Below are 18255 nucleotides of genomic sequence, written 5' to 3' on the forward strand. Positions count from 1 at the left end.
GGACGGATGCGGACGGAGCTCCCTGCATCAGTGGCAATAGCCGATCCCCACGGCAGGCACGGCGTTCGATGCGCCCCGGACCGCATCCGGGATGACATGGCTGACGGTGGAGTGGCGGAGGTCCACCACCGCGACCTGCCCGGTGTCGCTCAGCGCGACATAGAACTTCAGACCGTCCGGCGAGGCGGCCCCGGCTTCGGGTACGCCGGGCAGCGCGAGCGGGGCGAAGCGCCGCCGGTCGCGCAGATCGACGGTCTGCACGCTCCGCGTCTCCCGGCTCATGCCGATGGAGACGCTCTGGAACAGCCCCAGGCCGAGACCGCTGACCTCGGCCGACATCGGGATGCGCGCGCTCTCCTTCAGCGTCCAGGTGGAGACGATCGACAGCGCGCGGCCGCCCGCCACCGGGATCAGCATGAACTGGCTGTCCGCGCTCGGCAGCATCCGGCCCACCGGCGGCGGCAGCCGCAGCCGCGGCGCCCGGGTCAGCGTCTTCAGGTCGAAGACCGACAGGACGCCCTTGTCCCCCTGCACGGCGAACGCCGTCCCGCCCCCGGGATCGGCCGCGATCTGGAGAACGGGGCCGTCCCTGCCGTCGACGGGAAGCTCGGCCACCATCCGCCCATCGGCCGGGTCTACGAGGCCGATCCGGCTGCCGTGCGCGACGAGGAGGCGGCCGTCCGCGACGAAGACCATGGACCGCATGCCTTTGATGCCGGAGATGCGCGTGGTCGGCCCTCCGGCGGGCCGGACGAACTCGACGGCTCCGGCATCGGGATCGGCGACGGCCAGCACCGTTCCGGCGCGGTCGAGTTGCAGCAACACCGGTGCGACGCCGGTCTCCACCACGCGCGTCACAGTGCCGCCGACCGCGTCGACGACGTAGAGCTTCGGCGCGGCGGCGTCGCTGGCCACCAGTTCCTTGCCGCGGCCGAGCGCCACGACGTGCCGGGGCGCTCCCGGCAGCTTGATGCGCGTGACCACGGTGTCGGACGCACTGTCGATGACCGCGATGTCCGGATCAACCGCCGAGCTCACGAAGATGAAGCCAGCCGGGTCCGGCGCCGCCCGCAGGGCGGTTGGCGCGGCGGTCAAGCTCAGGACGGCACCGGCGAACAGCACGCCGCGCCACATGGACGCCTCCGTTCCCTTGAGTGACCACATGGTACGGTTCCGGAAGGCCCGCCCGAAGTGCTCCGACGGGGTAGAAGCGTCCCCGTTCCATCACGTAGGAGGCACTTCCTTAATCCGCCACAACGCCCGCGCCGTGGCACGCGCAATTACGCTCGGCCTGCTTCGGTGGACACGGGTCCGTGCCGAAGGAGCAGAAGACGCAGCAGTCGCCCGGGTTCGGCCGGAGCAGCGCCCCGCAATGCGGGCAATCGTAAAAGAACTGGCAGGCATCCGTCGGCATTGTCTCGGTCGATGCGCCCCCGCACGTTGGACAGGTGATGGTGGACTCCAGTTGCATCTGCTCGCTCCTACTGCTGCTGCGCCGACGGGAATCCAGCCTTCGTGGTGGCGTCGACCAGGGCGGAGACCGTGGCCTTGGCGTCGTCGAAGGTGACGACGGCGGTCTTGTCCGCCATGGAGACCTTGACATCGCCGACGCCGGGCACGGCTTTGAGGGACTGCCGGACCACGATGGGGCAGGTCGCGCAGGTCATGTTCTCGATCGTCAGCCGGACGGTGCGCTCGGCGGCGAGCGCGCCGCCGGAGGCCAGGGTCAGCGCGACGAGGGCGGTTCCGATCAGGCGGGTCATCATGGTCGTCTCCGTCAGGACAGCAGGAGGGGGGCGGTGTAGGGGAAGGCCAGGGCCACGCCGACGAGGACGGCCGCGCCCCAGAGGGCCGCCTTCACCAAGCGGTTGGGCGCGGGTCGGGTGCAGGCCGGGCCGTCGCAGGCGGGCGGCCTGCGGTAGACGCGCCAGAGCCCGGCGCCCAGGCAGCCGAGGGCGGCCGCGACGAAGAGCGGCTGATAGGGCGCCAGGGTCGTCAGGTTGCCGATCCAGGCGCCGCTGACGCCGAGGCTGAAGAAGACGAGGGGCAGCACGCAGCACGACGAGGCGCCGAAGGCGCCCAGGAGGCCGCCAACGGCCAGCAGCCCCGGCGGTAGGTCCCGAGCGCTCCGCTCGCGCTGCTGGGCATGGCGCGCAGCAGGTACCGATGTCTCTGGCATGCTCTGGCTCCTTTCTGCCTTTCCTGGCAGGATGGGGCCTGTAGTAACTACAGATTCAAGGGTGAATCCGGTGAAACAGGTCACGAAATCGCGTGCGGCCGGACTGACCATCGGCGCGCTGTCCCGGCGCACCGGCTGCAACATCGAGACGATCCGGTTCTACGAGAAGCAGGGGCTCGTCCCGGCGCCGCCGCGGACGGAGGGCGGCCACCGGGTGTACGACGGAACTCACCTGCAACGACTGGGCTTCATCCGGCGCAGCCGCGACCTCGGGTTCACGCTGGAGGAGGTCCGGGCGTTGTTGCGCTTGGCCGACGGCCATCACACCTGCGCCGAGGTGCAGGCCCTCGCGTTGGAGCACCTCGATTCCGTCCGGCGAAAGATCGCCGACCTTCAGCATCTCGAGCGCACGCTGTCCGAGACCGCGGACCGCTGCACTGGCGGTGATGTGCCGGACTGCCCCATCCTCGATACTCTATTTTCGGGAACGTGCGATCCGACGGCTCGATAGCACTTCGGGCTGTCCCACTTAGATGAACAACCGACGTAGGTGTGACAGCCCCTGTTCCGCAAGGCATTCGGATCAGCGCCCCTCCGGGTGGGCCTGTCCTGATCCGATGTCGACCGACGTTCCGGCCGCGCGCTTCTCGAAGTCGCTGACCAGCAGTTCGATCTTGACCCGCCAGCGCCCCGGGGCTGCGAACTCCGGCCCTCGGAGGACGTACCGGCCGGTGCTGACGCGCTCCATGGTGCGGGAGATCTCCTCGATGCCTAGGGCCGGGTTGTCGATGCGCAGCATCGCCGCCACGACGTCCTTCGGCGTCCCGTCGGCCTCGGAGGAGACCCGGAGCTCCACCGCGTTCGTGCCGGGGAGGCCCGGGGTGACCTGCAACGCAAGCTCGTAGGCCCCCGCCCACATGCGCAGCATCCTGCCGGGTGCCACCTCGTGCGCTTCGCTACCCACACCGGTGCCGTGCCCGCTGCCGGGCGGCGGCACGCTGGTCAGCGCGGCCGTGAGGGCGAACACCCCGGCGGCGAGCACGCCTTCCCCGACGATGGAGCGCCGCAGCCGTGCCGGTGCCCGCTCGTCCCGTTCCAAGGCGGGCGCGAGGCGCATCTTGTTGAGCACCGCCAACCCCAGCATCGCCGCAACGGCGGCGACCTTGGCCAGAAGCGCCCAGCCGTAGGCGGTCGTCGCGAGCGCCGCCCAGCCCCCCACGAGGTGCCAGCCCATGACAAGGCCCGCCGCGACCAGCGCGGGCACGAGCGCCACCGCCATTCCGGAGAAGCGGGTCATCAGGCGCGCGACGCCGCCGCGGTCGGCGTGGCGGGTCGCGGCGGCGAGCGGCCGGAAGGCGCCGATCCAGAACGCGGCTGCCAGCAGATGGAAGACCAGCAGGGCGCTCAGCCAGGCCGCCCCATGCGGCGCGGTGTGGCCGGTCAGGGCGAACGACCCGGCGACCATCACGGCGCCCGGGACGCCGAGCGCGAGGAGGTCGCGGGGCCGGAGCAACCCAACCGTGATGGCCGCCAAGCCGCCCAGGCGCAGCAGGCCGCTCCCCAGGACGCCGGAAGCGAGCGCCGATCCGAGACCCGGCACATCGAGGAAACCGCCGGTGAGGATCATGGACTGGAGGACGCTCCCCACGACCGTGGACAGCGTCGCGAGGGCGACGGCAGCGGCGGTCGAACGGCGAAGCGCGGCGGTGTCGACCACGGCATGGCCAGCGAAGAGCACGAGGAAGAGTGCGCCGCCCGCCGCCATCAGGGACGCGCCGTAGGTCAGCGCCCGCACGACGCCGTAGGCGATCCCCAGCCCCGGGGGCACGCCGTCCGTCGCCCGCGCCGCGTCGGTGGCTCCGGCGTCGGCGGCGCCGACGGAGAAGACCAGCGAGCCGCCGAGCGGGTGCCCGTCCGCCGAGGCCAAGCGCCAACTCAGGACGTGGCTGCCGCGGCCGAGCGCCGGGAGCGCCGCCGCCGCCCGGTCCGGCGGGCCGCCCGCCTCGGGCGGCAGCGGGACGGCGCGGCCGGACGGGTCGATCAGCCGCAACGCGGTCACCTGGACCGGCTCGTTGAAGCGCAGGGTGACGCGGTCGGGTGCGGCGGGAAGCACCTGCCCGTCGGCCGGAGCGCTCTCCAGCAGGACGGCGTGGGCGCGTGCGCTTCCCGACCAGGTGCCGACGAGAAGGGCCGCCAGCAGGATCGCTCCCGCCCATCGGCTCAGGCTGTTCATGGCTTGTCCTCCGGCGGCGGCACCGGCTCGGGACCGACGCCGCCGCTCGGCCTTTCGGGGCTACTTGGCCTTCGGCATCAGGCGGATCGCCGGGGCGGGCTCCTTCAGGTCCTTGTCGGCCTGCCCGGCGGCCGGGATCTCGATCCAGCGGGACTCGCCCTGGTCGCAGATCTGGACGATGGGCACGTACAGCGTCTCGCCGGGCTTGTCGGGCAGCTGGCCGCGGAACACGAACTCGTCGTAGTGCTCGTCGAACAGCTTGCCGCCGCTCCACCGCACCTCGGTGACGCCCTCGGTGATGGTCTTGCCGTGGCTCTCGTACGGCGTGGCGAGCTTGCCGACGACCGTCGAGACCTCCCAGCCGGGCTTCGGCATCGGCTTCACCGACACCATGCCGTCCGGCACCTTGATGCGGATCTCCTTGGTCGGGGAGCCGTTGCAGCCGTGCCCGATGCGGGCCACCGCCTTGTAATAGCTGGCGGCGGGCGCCTCGCCGGTCTCCAGTGTGACATGGGCGTGAGCGAGCGCGGGCGCGGCGAGCGCGACGGCCGCCGTCAGGGCGGCGCGCATCATGGACTTCATCTCTGATCTCCTCGGGCATGGACGCGGGCGTCCACGCTTGGCCGTCCAGCCCTGCGGGCATGGGACGGCGGTTGACGTCGGATCTGCGGGTCGGATCAGACGAACCGAGGAGGCGCGCGGGCCTGGACGACGACCAGGAAGTCGAGAGCGGGTGCCGCCTGCCGCGCCGACGGAAGCCAAGGGGCCACGACAGGGGGCAGCGTGCGGGCGACCGGTTCCGACGTGGGCGGCGGGAGGACCGCATCCTGGAACCGGCAGAAGTGGCAGATCTCGTGATGCCGGTCGGTCTCGCCGGAGTGGTCGGCTTGGCCGAGGTGCGCGTGCGCGGGTCCGGCGTGGAATGTACCGTCGTCCGGACCGGCGAGGGCAGTGCCGCCCGGGACGGCCGGGAGCAGGATGCGGAGCAACAGCAGGACAACGGCCAGCGCCGACATGAGCCGATGCTGTGACCGAACGTCCCGGCTGGCTGGATGCGTGCTCACGTCGTCCCTGATCTTCCCTCGCCCCGTCGGTTATGCCCCGAACCGGCCCGGAAGGGAATCCTGCTTCCGGAAAGCACACGGTCTCCGTTAGGGCGCCCTTGGTCTGATCGGACCGCGGATCTCGACTGTTGACTGAAATCAACGCGGGGATCGTTCGGCGGTGTAGTATGGCGGCGGCTTTGCGGCCCCCGCGGAGCCGGGAAGGTTCGAGGGTATGACACGCGGTCTCGGCGCAGTTCTGCGGTACGTGGCGGTTGGCCTGCTTCTGCTGGCCATGCTCGTCGCGCCGTTGGCGCCGCTGACCGCTCCGGCTCGGGCCAGTGCCCTCGCCGACCACTGCGGCCATGCCGCCGGATCGCTGACCCCAGGCCCTGTCGCCACTGATCCCGCCTGCACCGGCGATCCATCGTGCGCATCCACCATCGAGTGGACGGCGCCGACCGAAGCGGCGAACCGGAGCGGCTGCCCCGACATCGGCGGCGCGTCGGGCCTCGGCGACGGCTGCATGGCCGTGGACTGCCACGCGATGCACGTCAGCCTGCCCATCGGCAGCGCACTGCCCCTCGTCATTCCGCCCCCAGCGTCGGCGGCGATGCCTGGCACCGTCCTGCTGAACGGCATCGGGGTCGATCCCGCGCTGAAACCGCCGCGCTCCTCCATCTGATCGCCCGGCCTACGCCGGATCGTGCCTCTTCCGCTGTCCGCGCGTGCGGACGTGAAGGCATGCCGGAATGGCACCAGTGCCCGGTATCGGCACCGCGGCGCACCCGAGAGCAACGAAGCCCAAGTTTGCGTCCGCCCCAGGAGGGCGGAGCCCGAATTCAAGGAATGCAGTGATGTTCACGAAGTCCAAGAAGGTTGCAGCCGCCCTGGCCGTGGCAACCGCTCTGGCCGGTGGCGCCGTCGTTGGCGGCACCGCCCTGTTCGCAAGCGCCCCGGCGGCGGCGGCGCAGATCGTCGAGGTGTGGAAGTCCCGGACCTGCGAATGCTGCGCGGGTTGGGTCAAGCACATGATCGCAGCCGGGTTCACTGTGAAGGTCCACGAGGTCGAGGACGTCGAGCCGATCAAGGAGAAGCACGGGATCCCTGAACAGCTGCACTCCTGCCACACGTCGGTCGTCGGCGGCTACGCGATCGAGGGCCACGTCCCCGCGGAGGACGTGAAGCGGCTGCTCGCCGAGCGCCCGAACGCCAAGGGGCTGTCGGCCCCAGGCATGCCGCAGGACGCTCCGGGCATGGACATGAAGACCGGCGAGCCCTACCAGGTTGTTCTCTTTGGCACGCCCGACAGCAAGATGTGGATCTACGCCAACCATTGAGGATGGTCCTGAGACCGATAGCCGGGCTGGCGCTCCGAGGTCTCACCTCGGGAGCCGCCCCGGCGGGGATAGGCAATTCCCGCGGGAGCAGTTGGATGAGAGCACGCACATTCGGGCGTCTGGTCGCGGCGATCCTCGCCGCGGCGACATGGAATGGCGCGGCCGCGCAGGCCGCCATCGGCGGCTGGGCGACGCACGAGACGGTGCAGGCCCGGGTGGTCGCATCCGTGGAGGCGGTCGGCGACCGCGACACCGTCCCGGCCGGTCTGCACCTGCGGCTGGCGAACGGATGGAAGACGTACTGGCGCTCGCCCGGCGATGCAGGGGCGCCTCCGGCCGTGGACTGGTCGGCCTCCGGGAACGTCGCGGGCGTGGACGTCCGGTGGCCCGCCCCGCGCCGCTTCACGCTGTTCGGGATCGAGACCTTCGGCTACGAGGGGGAGGTCGTCCTTCCGCTGGACGTCCGGGTCGAGCGGCCGGGCGAACCGGTGGCTCTGCGCGGGCGGGCGGACATCCTGGTGTGCAGCACGATCTGCATCCCGACCAATCTCGATGTCTCGCTCGACCTCCCGGCGGGCGCCGCCGCCGCCGACCCTGAGACAGCCAACCTGATCGCGCGCTTCGAGGCGCAGGTGCCGGACGACGGCAGCCGCTCCGGGCTGTCCGTGGGAAGCGCCTCCGTCGAGCCCGGCGCGCCGGGGATCCTGACCGTCCGCATCGCCTCGGCCCGGCCGCTCGCCGATCCGGACGTCCTCGTCGAGAGCGGAAGCTGGACCTTCGGCAAGCCCGAGTTCTCGTTCGCCGTCGACGGCCGCGAGGCCACGGCAAGGCTGCCGGTGGTGTCCGGGCCGGATGTCGTGACAATGCCGGACAAGACGATCACGGTGACCCTGACCGACGGGACGCGGGCGGCCGAGGCGCGTCTCGCGGTTGCGGCCGGGCGATCCGGCTCCGGTCCCTGGCCGGGCGAACTCCTGCCCGTCCTCGGCGTCGCCGTGCTCGGCGGCCTGGTGCTCAACCTGATGCCCTGTGTCCTGCCCGTGCTGAGCTTGAAACTGGTGTCGGTGGTCCATCACCGCGGCCGGGAGCGGGGGCGCGTCCGGCTCAGCTTCCTGGCGACCGCGGTGGGAATCGCCGCCTCCATGCTGCTGCTCGCGGGCGCTCTCGTCGGTCTCAAGGCCGCGGGCGCGGCCGTGGGCTGGGGCGTGCAGTTCCAGCAACCCGTCTTCCTCGTGCTGATGGCGTCCGTGCTCGTGGCCTTCGCGGTGAGCCTCGCAGGCGGGTTCGACATTCCGCTGCCGTCCCGGATCGCGACGGCCTTGGGCGGGGCGGGCGGGAACGGACTGGCCGGGAACTTCGCGATGGGGGCGTTCGCCACCCTGCTGGCGACGCCGTGCTCCGCCCCGTTCGTCGGCACCGCCGTTGGCTTCGCGCTCGCCCGCGGTCCGGCGGAGATCCTCGCCATCTTCGCCGCGCTCGGCGTCGGGCTGGCCTCCCCGTACCTCCTGGTGGCCGCCTTCCCCGGGCTGACTGGCCTGTTGCCGCGCCCCGGCCGATGGATGGGCGTCCTGCGCCGAGTGCTGGCTCTGGCGCTGCTCGGGACGACGGCGTGGCTGCTGACCGTCCTGGCGGTCCAGACCTCCTGGCAGGCGGCTCTGGCGGTCGCCGCGGCGCTGAGCCTCCTGGCGGCGGCGATGGTGCTCCGGACGCGCGTGGGCGGCATGGCCGCCGCGGCTCTCGTCGTCGCCTCCGTGTCGGGCGCGCTGACGGCACCCGCCGTCTTCGGAGAAACCCGGGTCGCTTCGGCCGCCGCAACCGCATGGGTGCCCTTCGAGCAGGCGGAGATCGGTCGGCTCGTAGCGCAGGGTAAGACGGTGTTCGTGGACGTGACCGCCGAATGGTGCATCACCTGCCAGGCGAACAAGTCGCTCGTCATCGACAGGGGCGAGGTCGCGGTCGCCCTCGCCGGGTCCGACATCGTGCCGATGCGGGCGGACTGGACCCGGCCAGACCGGCGGATCTCCGACTTCCTGGCGCGCTACGACCGCTACGGCATCCCGTTCAACGCCGTCTATGGTCCCGGCGCACCAAACGGGCTCGTGCTGCCGGAAATCCTGACCTCCGAGGCGGTGCTGGCGGCACTGCGAACGGCCCGCGGCTCCCCAAAGACAGCGGATACGGCATCGACCGGAAGGGACGGCCCCACCGACACCGTCGGCCCCGCACCGGCACCGCCGTCCCGCACCTGAAGGCCACTCGGGCGGTGAGCGCATGAAGCCAACACCACAGCGATGCGAATGCAGCGGATCCTCAACCGCCGCTTCCGCCGAATGCTACCGCAGCCGTCGGTTCTGACCTCGGTTAAGACCGCTGCGGCACCTCCTGTCGCTGGCGCCCGGCGCGCTGGGCAGCATCGCGGTCGCGGCGGACTGGTGGCTCGCGGTTTTCGGCCTGTGACATCGAAGCAAAACGGAATTGACGACATGACAACCAACAGGACACGAGCGAAACGGCGCCAGGACAGCGCCGTTCAGCCTCCCGTGGCCGAGGCGGCGCAGGGCGAGCCGCTTTGGACAATGCTCTTTGCGGCGTGGGTCATCGCGCTGGGCTCAACCCTGAGCGTGCTCTTCATCGGCGAGATCATGGGCCAGACCCCGTGCGTGCTGTGCTGGTACCAGCGGGCCTTCATGTTCCCGCTGGCGGTGATCCTCGCCGTCGCCTGCTATCGAACGGATGGTGCGGTGTGGCGCTACGCGCTGCCGCTGGCCGCCGTCGGCGCCGTCATCGCCATCTGGCACACGCTGGTCTTCACCGGCGTGGCGCCGACCGCGCTGGAACCTTGCGGTGCAGGCCCGTCCTGCTCCAGCGACAACATGACCATCCTCGGGGGCATCCCGCTCCCGCTCCTGTCGGTTGGCGCGTTCGGCGCCATCGTCGTTCTCATGCACCTCGTCCGGAAGAAGCTCGCCCCATGACCAAACGAACCCTTGTCGTCCTGACGGCCATCGTGTCCGTTGTCGTTTTCGCGGCCGCAGGCTGGTGGGTCACCGCCCGGCAGGCGGAGAATGCCAGCGCGAAGGTGGCCGACACCGCCGTGCTCGTGCGGCCTCATTCGCCGATCTTCGGTCCGAAGACGGCGCCCGTCACCATCGTCGAGTTCTTCGACCCGGCCTGCGAGACCTGCCGGGCCTTCTATCCCGTGGTCAAGGAGATCATGGCCAAGTTCCCCGATCAGGTCCGTCTGGTGATCCGGTACACCCCGCTCCACCAGGGCTCGGACGAGGTGGTTCGCCTGCTCGAAACCGCGCGCCAGCAACGGAAGTTCGAACCCGTGCTGGAGGCCATCCTGCGCGCCCAGCCGCTCTGGGCAAGCCACAGCGCGCCGCGCCTCGACAAGGCGTGGGAAGCGGCCGCCGCCGCCGGTCTCGATATCGCCAAGGCGCGCAACACGCTGATGTTGCCGGAAGTGACGGCGGTCCTGGACCAGGACCGCAGCGACTCGGCGGCGGTCGGTGCGCAGAAGACGCCGACGTTCCTGGTCAACGGCAAGCACCTGCCGAGCTTCGGCGCCCAGCAACTCTACGACCTCGTTGAGAGCGAGGTGCGAACAACGCGGGCCACATCAGCCAAGGGCGGCTGAGTCGGATGTGGTCATGGGATGCAGATGTCCTGCATCCCGGCCCGTCCGGCGCGAACACGGGTAGCGGCGGCAACCCAAGCCCCGAAAGCGCGCCTCACGCCTGGACCAGCAACGCCGTCCCGTACATGACCGCCACGCCGAGGAACACCCCGGCCAGGGCGGACGGCGTCGCCCAGGAGGCGCCCTGTCGGCGCGCCTGGCGGACCATCAGGCCGCCGACCTCGACGACGACCTGGAGGATCGCCCCGGCGCCCACGGCCAGCGCCAGCGCCGCCCAGTGCGGCGAGAAGGCGTAGCTGCCCAGCCAGATGCCCGCGACGGCGGGCAGCCCGGCCAGAGCGGCCAAGCCGACGAAGACCGGCCAGCGCGGCCGCTCGCCGACCAGCGGCGCGACGATGCCGATCCCCTCGGTGACGTTGTGCAGCGTGAAGCCCAGCACCAGGAAGGTGCCGAGCGCCGCCGCGCCGGTGGCGAAGGCCGAGCCGATCGCGAGCCCCTCGCCGAGGTTGTGCAGCCCGATCCCGAGCGCGATGGAGGTCGCCAGGGCCACGCCGCCGATGTCACCGCCCTTGCGGCGGCCGACCGCCATGAGAAGCGCGAACGCCAGGGCGGCGACGACCCACACCATGGCGCCCCCCTTGAAGCCGGGCGCGGCCTCGGCGGCGAGCTCCAGCGCCTCCCCGAACGTGTCGACCAGCAGGAACCCGAGCAGGCCGACGGTGAGCGCCATGGCGAAACCGAAGGTCCTGGAGCCGCCCGCGCGCAGCGCCGGGTAGAACAGCATGCCGAGGGCGACCGGCACCACGCCGACGAACACCCCCACGAGGCCGAGCAGGCCGAGGCTGTTGGTTCCCGGCGTCGCCACGGCAACGTCGATGGCGTGCTCGAAGGTGACGCCGGTCCGGGTGACCAGGACGACCTTGTGCGTCTCGCCGAGCACCCACGGGTACGGGACGCGCAGCCACGCCGTGGACAGCCGCCCGAGCTCGCCCGGCGGGTCCTGGACGAAGTTCCAGTAGGCACCGTCCACCTGCACCTGGGCGATCCGCATCGGCTCGGTGCCCCCGGCACGGACCAGGAGCGCGATGCCGTCACCGTCGAGCACGTGCCGCTCGACGGTGATCCGCTCGACCGGCGGCGCCGAGCCGGTCAGCGGGCGCAGCGGGTCGGCGGCGAGGAACGCGGCCGCGACGGCGGCGATCAGCAGCAGCGGCGCGACGATGGCGAGGACGGTGCGGCTGGGCACGGTCATGCGACGCTCTCCCGGACGTCGAACAGGCTCATCCAGCCGAGTTCGACGAACTCGGACTGGTGGGCGTGGAACATGTAGAGGCCCGCTTCGTGGTCGCGGAAGCTGAACTCGAGGATGCCGCGCTGGCCCTGGCACTGCGTCACGGTGTCGACGGTGCGCAGCGTCGGCGTCAGCGTCGTGCCATGGTCGTAGTAGTCGAAGAAGTTGCCGTGCAGGTGGAAGCTGTTGATCGGGTCGAACTCGGTGACGTTGACCAGGTAGACCCGCACCGGCCGGGAGCGGTCGATCACGATGGGCCGCTTGGAGTAGGCGTGGGCGACCGTGTTGGCGGCGTAGACCTCGTTCTCCTCGTCGAAGTTCGTGTCGAAGGCGTTCATCACCATCATGAACTCCTGCCAATCCCGGTTCTCGTCCGTCCCCAGCAGGCGCGACCGCGCGGCCGCCTCATGCTCCGGGTGGCGCGCCGGGTCGGGGTCGATGATGAAGGCGCCGTACAGCCCCTTGTGGATGTGTCGCTTCAGCGGGACGGTGTGGCAGTGGTACAGGTGGCAGCCGAAGGGGAAGGCGGTGAACTCGTAGGTGAACGCGCCGCCCGGCAGCACGTCCCCGGCGCCCGGCACGCCGTCCATGCGCGCGGAATGGATGCCGTGGAAGTGGATGGAGTGCGCGTGGGAGCCGCGGTTGTGGAAGCGGACGCGCACCCGCTCGCCCTCGGTGACCCGGATGGTCGGTCCTGGGACGCGGCCGTTGTAGGTCCAGGCGGGAAACATGATGCCCGGTGCGATCTCGATCTCCTTGTCCTCGGCGACGATGTCGAACTCGCGGCACGGGCGGCCGTCGGGATCCTGGACGACCGTGCCGGTGTCCCAGTCCGTCAGCATGGCATGCGGGTCGAAGCCGTTGTGGACGTGGTCGACCTCGCCGACCGTCATCATGCCGCCGTGTGCGCCGTGGGCTGCGGAAGCGGGCCCGGCGGGGGGTGCGTGTCCGCCATGCGGCTGGGCCGCCGCGCCTCGCAGCGCGAGTCCGGCGGCCTGGGCGCCGCCCAGCAGGGCGCTGCCCGCCAGGATCAGTCGTCGCGTCACGGGAAGACCAAGGAGGGACTTCATGTCGCTGCTCCCGCATCGGGGCCGGTGCCGCACCGGCCCGGTGATGTGCCTTGCGCTATAACATGTAGCATCGGCTATAGTTCTCAACGGCGCATCGGTGTCCGGTGTCTCCTTCGGAGCAGCCGGAAGCACCGCTGCCACGGCCATCCGGCCTTGTGGCACAATGCGCGGCGGACTGAAGGGAGCAGGACAGTGGGCGCAGAGCGGGCGCGCAGGCGGCCGGTGGCGATGCCGGATGCGGACCGGCAGGCGGCGAACTTCCAGCGGGTCCGGGAGGCCCACCAGACCGAGGTGGCCGAAGACTACGTCGAGCTCATCGCCGATCTGATCGACACAACCGGCGAGGCGCGGGCCGCCGACATCGCCCGGCGTCTCGGCGTCGCCCACCCGACGGTGGTCAAGACGATCGCCCGCCTGCAACGGGACGGTCTGGTCGCAACGCAGCCCTACCGCTCCATCTTCCTGACCGATGCCGGGCGCGCCATGGCCGAGCGGTCACGCCAGCGGCATGCGATCGTCGTCGGCTTCCTCAAAACCATTGGAGTCAGCGAGGAGACCGCGCATCGGGACGCCGAGGGCATCGAACACCACGTCAGCGAGGAGACCCTGGCGGCGTTTGAGCGCATCATCCAGTCCAGGGCGCCGGGCTGAGCGGTCTGAACGATGCTATGCGACTCGATGCTGGAACACGGTGTGCCCCTGCGGTTCAGCACGCTCTCGTCAGCCCCGGAAACTGGAACATGAGACACAGCAGGACGTGATTTTTTCCTCCCAGACCTTCGAACACGCAGCTGCGCACAATACGCCATGCGCATAGGGCCACCGCAGTCGATGTTCAACGCTCCTGTCAGCCTGTGGCTGGTGCGGCTGTCCGCACGAGACGCGGAACCCACCGGACGTAGACAAGCATGGCCACAAGTTCCACGAGCGTCTGCGTCACCACGGCCGCGGGCACCAGGGCCCCGGCGTCGGGCACAGCGAACGCCAGCGGCAGCACGACCAGGGAGTTCCGGGTGCTGCCACTGAAGACGACGGCCCTGGCCGCCTCGGTTTCCAGCCCGAACAGGCGCGCGATGGCCCGCCCGGCGTAGGGCATTACCAGCGCGAAGGCGATGTAGACCGGCACCACGAGCGCGACGGCGTGCGCCTGGGCAGCCACGTCGGGGGCAACAGCGGCGACCACCAGGAACAGCACCACCGCCATGAGCGGCACCGGCAGCCAAGCCATGGTGTCGGCGACGGCTCTCCCGGCGCTGGCGCGCGCGGCCCACGCCTGCGTCGCTCCGGCCGTAAACAGCGGCACGGCGATGAGCCAGACGAACGCCTCCAGAAACGGGCTGGGCCGCATCAGCACCGTGGCTTCGGCGCCATTGAGCAGGCCGAGGTAGACGGGCAGGAGCAGCATCTGCACGAGCAGCAGGACCGGCGTTGCTGCCAACACCAGCTTCGCATCACCGCGTCCGAGGTGGGTAAAGACCACAACGTAGTCGATGCACGGCGCCAGCAGCACCAGCAGTGCCCCGAGGCGCACCGGCCATTGGTCGCCCGGCAGGAATGACACGAGAGCGAAGGCCACGCAGGGCACCACGACGAAGTTGACCACCAGCAGGGCCCGCAGGAAACGGCCGTTGGCGAGGCTCTGGCGAAGCTCGCCCAGGGGCACCTGGAGGAAGGTCACGTAGATCAGTCCGGCGAGAGCCGGAGTGACCGCCGCGCCCCAGGCGTTGCTCGGCACCGCTACGGTCGCGAGCAGCCCGGCGACGACCGCGGCGAAGTAGATGGCGACCTGGTTGTCCTCCAGACTCGCCCGGCTGATGGCGGTCATGTCACCGGCTCCCTGCCTTGACCTAGACAATTCCACGCCTCGAAGGGCGCGGCTCACGTGGGGGCGGCACCTAGCCGCCGGGGTCGGGAATCACGGCGACAGAGCCTCGATGATGCGGCAATCCGACACTGGCCCGCCATGGCACTGCTGGATCATCCGCGCGAGTTCCTTGCGTAGGCGCTCCAAGTCAGCGAGCTTGCGCTCAACCTCGTGCAGCTGCTCGATGACGAGCTTGTCGACCTCGACGCATGGGCGGTCCGGCTGGTCGGCGAAGTCCAGCAAGGCCCGCACGGTCTCGAGCCGGAAACCGAGATTGCGCGCCTTTCGCACGAAGGTCAGGCGCCGGACGTGCTCCTCGCTATAGCTTCGGTAGTTCCCCGAGGTTCGCGCGGGCTCCGGCAGAATGCCGACCTTTTCATAAAATCGGATGGTCTCAGCCTTGGTACCGGTCGCCTTGCCGAGATCGCCGATCGACAGACCCGTTCGCATCGAGAAATCCCCATTGACCCTATAGTTGCCACAGGGTGCATGGTGCCGAGGTTCGTCGCCTCAAGCAAGGAGGACGGAGCGACCACGTCGGAAAGACGGATCATCCAGCCGTGAGACCGGCCATCGACTCGCCTGCACGCCGCCGTCCTATGAACCGCCTGAGGCCACCGAACAACCAACTCTTCAGAGAGGTGCATCATGGCCGGTTTTGTCCCTGCACTTGGCATCCATGCGCTCACCAACCTCTACGACCCGGTCATGCGCCTCACCATGCGCGAGGTAACCTGACGGTCGGTTCGCGTGGCCGAGACGGCGCCGATGCCCGACGAGCGTGTCCTGGATGTCAGCTGCGGCACCGGAACGCTGGCGGTGCTGCTCAAGCTCGCCTGCCCCCGGGCTGACGTTGTGGGGCTCGATGCCGATGAGGCGGTGCTGCGCCATGCCGTGGCGAAGGCAGCCCGCGCCGGGGTGCAGGTGGCATGGTGCCGGGGCATGGCCGATGCCCTACCCTTCGGCCCCGGAACGTTCGACAAGGCGGTGTCGAGCCTGTTCTTCCACCATCTCCCACCACCCACGAAACGCGCCGTCTTTGCACGCATCCACGACCTGCTCGTCCCCGGCGGCCTGTTCCTGGTCGACTGGGGGCGCCCAAGCGGCCCCTTCATGCGTGCGCTCTTCTACACGGTCCAGCTTCTGGACGGCTTCGAGAGCACCGCAGACCACGCCCGCGGGCGCTTGCCCGACTTGATGCGCGAGGCAGGTCTCGTCGACATCGTCGAGACGTTCCACTGGGAAACGCCCTTTGGCGCGCGACCAAACCGAAGGACCGTCCTTGACCACGCGGTGGCGATGTCGGCGGGCAACACCGCGTGACTTCGAGCGATCCCGACGCGAGCTCGGGGTGAACCGCGACGCCAACTCATGGTAACGTGCGCTGTCGAACGGGGAGTTCAGGATGCTGCGTCGGACCTTTCTTTCCATGTGTGGTGTTGCTGCCGCGTCCTCGGCCATCCGCCCGGCCTTCGGGCGGTCCTTGCCTCGGCTGGATTTGGAGCAGCTGCGCGCCGAAGGTGACCTGGGCTTCGGGACCGCTACGCGCGCCCTGGCGGGTCAACGGGTTATCGCCTCAGGCTACCTGATTCCTCATTCCAAGGCGGGCGCGGGATACCATGTTCTCGCCAGTTCCCCGCTGGTGACCTGCCCGCACTGTTTCCCGGATTTGCCGTTGCCACCCGACGCGGTCGTGATGTACCTGCGCGAGGATGCGGCCCTGCCCACCGGCGCAGTGGTCGAAGTCGAGGGGGTCCTGGATCTCGGCGCCAAGCGCGACACCTGGACCGGTCTGGTCAGCTTCGCCCGTCTGCTCGACGGCTCGCTCTACCTATCCTAGACGCTTGGCATTCGCTACCGCTCAACATTCCGCCAGGGTTTTCAGGGAGCACAGAGCAGTGCAGCCGCACCTCCCGCTTCTCGGAATGGTGTTGGCCACCGTAATTGCAGCACCGCGCCCGGTCCTCGCTGCGGTCACCGTCGCGTGCACTCCACGCGACGAAGGGCGCCCTGTGGGACGAAGCGGCGAGGTGCGCCTGCCGTTGCGCAACAAGGCCGACGTGGCGGCCTATACCGCATCCTGTTTGTCGCCCGCCCTCTGGCCGGAGATCACGATCACGGGCAAGGTGACCAGGAATGATGCCGATGCCCTGGCCGAGGTTGCGGATTACATCGCCCGTACGGCGCCGCAACCACGCTCCGTGGAATTGGTGCTCAACAGCAGCGGCGGCTCGATTGCGCAGGCGATGAGGATTGGAGAGGCTTTCTCCGTGCTGGAAACCGTAAAAGCCAACGTTCCGAAAGGAGCGCAATGCTCGGGTGCCTGCACCTTTATCTTCGCCGCGGGTCAATATCGGTTCGCTCAAGGTCAGATCGGTGTTCATCGACCGACAGAGAAAGACTTGGCTGGCATGCCAGGCGATGTTCACGAGGCCATGCGCGTCTACTTGACGAAAAATGGAGTCGAGCAGCGACTGTTAAAATTTATGCGAGACATGCCCCGCAATGCCATTCGCCACTTGACCCATCAAGAGTTGAAATCTTTCGGTCTCGGTTTCCAAAATGCCCTTGCCCAGGAGCGGGAGCGCCGCTTCATCCTGGACACGTGCGGGCAAGACTACTTGAATACTTACCTTATCCAAGAGAAGATCGCCAACGAGCAATGCTACGGGCAGCGGGGCACGATCGTCGGCAGGTGCCTCCGGATGCTGGATACCTCCATGCAACAGCTGTTCGGGTGGGCACGCAAGCGAGAATGCCATTACCGCTGAGCACGGCGATCGTCCACACCTCTGTCCCTTGGGGTGAAACAGACGCTCAACGCACCGCCGGGCATTTCGATCGGTCACCGCCTTGTGACTGTGCGGCACGGGGGCCTCAATGGACGGCCTCCTTCAACGATACAGTGACGCGCAGGCAACGGCGGCCGCCACGCCACCTCGGCGCTGGCGACTCCGAGCTCCACCCGGTCGGTCGGTTTGGGCGACGCAGAACGCCGCCAAGCATCAGCCAACCACCCGGCCGACGATCAGCACGATGGCCAACAGGTAGGCGCACAACGTTGGCAGCGCCGTTGTCGCCATGCCGAAGGCCCGTCCCCCGGCGCCCTTGGGATAGCCGATGAGGAACGTCACTCGGCCGACAGCGAAGAGCGCTACTGAGCAAGCCAGCAGGGACAACGCAGGCCCGCTCAGCAGCGTGGCGAGGGCGAGATGGGCGCCCACGGCCATGACGGCCTGCTCCAGCGAGTTCTGAAGGAAGGCCACCGGGATGGCGATGCGTGGGCTCGGCGGCCCAAAGGCGGAGCCGCGGTTGTCGGCCTTGGAGCGGAAGCGTCCACGCGCAACCATCTGCCCGCCAACGGCGATCCAGAGCAGGATGAACACGTCCGCTTGGAGGGCGAAGGCCAAGCGGTCGACCGGATCGCTGGGGAACGTGACAAAGCGGGGCATCAAAACATAGCCACCGCCCAGGACGATGCCGCAGAAGAGCGCAGCGGCAGCAGACTTTCGAATGATCTTGCGCTGCTCCAGAGGCAGGTCCACATCGGCCGCTGATCCGACAGCTTGGCTCTGCATCGCGCGTTCTCCGTGAC

22 protein-coding genes are annotated in these 18255 nt (G+C 69.5%); 10 read left to right on the forward strand and 12 right to left on the reverse strand.

Features of this window, described 5'->3' with window-relative positions; translation table 11 throughout:
• Positions 1-27: 27 nt before the first annotated feature.
• From DS837_RS10505 to DS837_RS10520, 4 genes are all read right to left on the reverse strand, one after another.
• Positions 28-1164, reverse strand: coding sequence for a YncE family protein (locus tag DS837_RS10505; protein ID WP_149164684.1), 1137 nt, complete (start codon positions 1162-1164; stop codon positions 28-30).
• Positions 1165-1243: 79 nt separating this feature from the next.
• The gene (locus DS837_RS33045; protein WP_149164685.1) at positions 1244-1471 is read right to left on the reverse strand and encodes a GDCCVxC domain-containing (seleno)protein; all 228 of its coding nucleotides are present in this window, start codon (positions 1469-1471) and stop codon (positions 1244-1246) included.
• Positions 1472-1481: 10 nt separating this feature from the next.
• Positions 1482-1766: a mercury resistance system periplasmic binding protein MerP gene (gene merP, locus DS837_RS10515; protein WP_247889856.1), complete on the reverse strand. Its 285-nt coding sequence runs from the start codon at positions 1764-1766 to the stop codon at positions 1482-1484.
• Positions 1767-1777: 11 nt separating this feature from the next.
• Positions 1778-2179 carry a mercuric transporter MerT family protein gene (locus DS837_RS10520; RefSeq protein ID WP_149164686.1) on the reverse strand — a complete coding sequence of 134 codons (402 nt, stop codon included), beginning with the start codon at positions 2177-2179 and terminating at the stop codon, positions 1778-1780.
• Between the two features lie 70 nt (positions 2180-2249).
• Here DS837_RS10520 and DS837_RS10525 point away from each other — a divergent pair, with 70 nt between their 5' ends.
• Positions 2250-2690 carry a MerR family transcriptional regulator gene (locus DS837_RS10525; protein ID WP_247889857.1) on the forward strand — a complete coding sequence of 147 codons (441 nt, stop codon included), beginning with the start codon at positions 2250-2252 and terminating at the stop codon, positions 2688-2690.
• A 72-nt stretch (positions 2691-2762) separates the two neighbouring features.
• Here DS837_RS10525 and DS837_RS10530 read toward each other — a convergent pair whose 3' ends face one another.
• From DS837_RS10530 to DS837_RS33305, 3 genes are all read right to left on the reverse strand, one after another.
• Positions 2763-4412 carry a copper resistance CopC/CopD family protein gene (locus DS837_RS10530; RefSeq protein ID WP_149164687.1) on the reverse strand — a complete coding sequence of 550 codons (1650 nt, stop codon included), beginning with the start codon at positions 4410-4412 and terminating at the stop codon, positions 2763-2765.
• A gap of 60 nt (positions 4413-4472) precedes the next feature.
• Positions 4473-4994: a YcnI family copper-binding membrane protein gene (locus tag DS837_RS10535; protein WP_211102176.1), complete on the reverse strand. Its 522-nt coding sequence runs from the start codon at positions 4992-4994 to the stop codon at positions 4473-4475.
• 95 nt (positions 4995-5089) lie between these two features.
• The gene (locus tag DS837_RS33305; protein WP_149164688.1) at positions 5090-5428 is read right to left on the reverse strand and encodes a DUF2946 family protein; all 339 of its coding nucleotides are present in this window, start codon (positions 5426-5428) and stop codon (positions 5090-5092) included.
• A gap of 262 nt (positions 5429-5690) precedes the next feature.
• Here DS837_RS33305 and DS837_RS10545 point away from each other — a divergent pair, with 262 nt between their 5' ends.
• The 5 genes from DS837_RS10545 (at position 5691) to DS837_RS10565 (ending at position 10435) form a co-directional block, all read left to right on the forward strand.
• Positions 5691-6140: a hypothetical protein gene (locus tag DS837_RS10545; RefSeq protein WP_149164689.1), complete on the forward strand. Its 450-nt coding sequence runs from the start codon at positions 5691-5693 to the stop codon at positions 6138-6140.
• A 172-nt stretch (positions 6141-6312) separates the two neighbouring features.
• Entirely contained in the window at positions 6313-6795 is a 483-nt protein-coding gene (locus DS837_RS10550) for a DUF411 domain-containing protein (RefSeq protein ID WP_149164690.1), read from the forward strand.
• A gap of 95 nt (positions 6796-6890) precedes the next feature.
• Positions 6891-9044, forward strand: coding sequence for a protein-disulfide reductase DsbD family protein (locus tag DS837_RS10555; protein WP_149164691.1), 2154 nt, complete (start codon positions 6891-6893; stop codon positions 9042-9044).
• A 234-nt stretch (positions 9045-9278) separates the two neighbouring features.
• A complete protein-coding gene (locus DS837_RS10560; RefSeq protein ID WP_247889859.1) occupies positions 9279-9770 on the forward strand; it encodes a disulfide bond formation protein B in 492 nt (163 codons plus the stop codon).
• Complete coding sequence (locus DS837_RS10565) at positions 9767-10435, forward strand: DsbA family protein (protein WP_149164692.1); 669 nt, start codon at positions 9767-9769, stop codon at positions 10433-10435. Before DS837_RS10560 ends, DS837_RS10565 begins: the two co-directional genes overlap by 4 nt.
• A 94-nt stretch (positions 10436-10529) precedes the next feature.
• Here the strand turns inward: DS837_RS10565 and DS837_RS10570 are convergent, their stop codons facing one another.
• Together DS837_RS10570 and DS837_RS10575 are read right to left on the reverse strand one after the other, a co-directional pair.
• Entirely contained in the window at positions 10530-11687 is a 1158-nt protein-coding gene (locus DS837_RS10570) for a ZIP family metal transporter (protein WP_149164693.1), read from the reverse strand.
• A complete protein-coding gene (locus DS837_RS10575; protein WP_149164694.1) occupies positions 11684-12796 on the reverse strand; it encodes a multicopper oxidase domain-containing protein in 1113 nt (370 codons plus the stop codon). The genes DS837_RS10570 and DS837_RS10575 overlap by 4 nt, the downstream gene beginning before the upstream one ends.
• Before the next feature lie 228 nt (positions 12797-13024).
• Here DS837_RS10575 and mntR point away from each other — a divergent pair, with 228 nt between their 5' ends.
• The gene (gene mntR, locus DS837_RS33310; protein WP_247889860.1) at positions 13025-13447 is read left to right on the forward strand and encodes a manganese-binding transcriptional regulator MntR; all 423 of its coding nucleotides are present in this window, start codon (positions 13025-13027) and stop codon (positions 13445-13447) included.
• Between the two features lie 196 nt (positions 13448-13643).
• Here mntR and DS837_RS10585 read toward each other — a convergent pair whose 3' ends face one another.
• Positions 13644-14621, reverse strand: coding sequence for a bile acid:sodium symporter (locus DS837_RS10585; RefSeq protein WP_149164696.1), 978 nt, complete (start codon positions 14619-14621; stop codon positions 13644-13646).
• Between the two features lie 90 nt (positions 14622-14711).
• A complete protein-coding gene (locus tag DS837_RS10590; protein ID WP_149164697.1) occupies positions 14712-15110 on the reverse strand; it encodes a MerR family transcriptional regulator in 399 nt (132 codons plus the stop codon).
• Positions 15111-15428: 318 nt separating this feature from the next.
• On the opposite strand from DS837_RS10590, the gene DS837_RS10595 reads away from it, so the two are divergent.
• The 3 genes from DS837_RS10595 to DS837_RS10600 all read left to right on the forward strand — a co-directional run bounded on the left by DS837_RS10595 (position 15429) and on the right by DS837_RS10600 (position 17431).
• Positions 15429-15983: a class I SAM-dependent methyltransferase gene (locus DS837_RS10595; RefSeq protein WP_170295805.1), complete on the forward strand. Its 555-nt coding sequence runs from the start codon at positions 15429-15431 to the stop codon at positions 15981-15983.
• 82 nt (positions 15984-16065) lie between these two features.
• Positions 16066-16500 (forward strand): hypothetical protein, encoded by a 435-nt coding sequence (locus DS837_RS32020; protein ID WP_170295806.1) that lies wholly within the window; start codon positions 16066-16068, stop codon positions 16498-16500.
• Positions 16501-16558: 58 nt separating this feature from the next.
• Positions 16559-17431 (forward strand): ATP-dependent Clp protease proteolytic subunit, encoded by an 873-nt coding sequence (locus DS837_RS10600; protein ID WP_170295807.1) that lies wholly within the window; start codon positions 16559-16561, stop codon positions 17429-17431.
• Between the two features lie 234 nt (positions 17432-17665).
• Here the strand turns inward: DS837_RS10600 and DS837_RS10605 are convergent, their stop codons facing one another.
• Positions 17666-18238 carry an MAPEG family protein gene (locus tag DS837_RS10605; RefSeq protein WP_149164700.1) on the reverse strand — a complete coding sequence of 191 codons (573 nt, stop codon included), beginning with the start codon at positions 18236-18238 and terminating at the stop codon, positions 17666-17668.
• Positions 18239-18255 lie beyond the last annotated feature (17 nt).

The sequence above is a fragment of the Azospirillum brasilense genome, from assembly GCF_008365405.1.
In the GTDB taxonomy this organism is placed as follows: domain Bacteria; phylum Pseudomonadota; class Alphaproteobacteria; order Azospirillales; family Azospirillaceae; genus Azospirillum; species Azospirillum brasilense_D.